The sequence below is a fragment of the Pseudomonas sp. 05T35 genome, from assembly GCF_056396605.1.
On record NZ_JBFTLU010000903.1, the window covers coordinates 1 to 575 of the forward strand.

General features: G+C 55.8%; 2 protein-coding genes. Both read left to right on the top strand.

The genetic code is table 11. The features are described from left to right. The first annotated feature begins 1 nt into the window (after position 1). Complete coding sequence (locus tag AC1DH9_RS30590; RefSeq protein WP_477809511.1) at positions 2 to 334, top strand: response regulator; 333 nt, start codon at positions 2 to 4, stop codon at positions 332 to 334. Between the two features lie 38 nt (positions 335 to 372). After that, positions 373 to 575 (top strand): Flp family type IVb pilin (locus AC1DH9_RS30595; protein WP_427538038.1); only part of this gene is annotated, 203 nt, incomplete at its 3' end.

Below are 575 nucleotides of genomic sequence, written 5' to 3' on the forward strand. Positions count from 1 at the left end.
GCTGGAGGGCGAGGGCTTTTGTTGCTTCACCGCAACTTCGGTCAAACTCGCGTTGCAGCATCTGACCCGTCACCCCGATATCGCGTTGGTTATCACCGATCTGCGCATGCCCGAAGAGAGTGGCATGTCATTGATCCGCCGTTTGCGTGAACACACATCCCGACAGCACTTGCCGGTGATCGTGACCTCCGGCCATGCCGACATGGACGACGTCAGCGACATGCTGCGCTTGCAGGTGCTGGACCTGTTTCGCAAACCGATCTATCACGTTCGCCTTCTGGAGACCCTGGACAACCTGTTCCCGCAATCGAAGATGCACCGTGTCAGTCCTTAGAACCTTCAGAGTGTTCTACATCTTGCAGGAGAAGTCGTATGTTCCTTCATTTTGTGCAGTATCTGTCCATTCGATTCCAGCTGTTCATGAGCCGGACCGAGGGTGCTTCGGCGATTGAGTACGCGCTGATCGTTGCGATGGTGGCCCTGGTAGTTGTTTCCTTTATCGCGCCGCTAGGGGATTCGGTGAAAGCCACCTTCAACAAGGTCGTCGATGCATTGGGCGGCGTGCAGGTCACTTG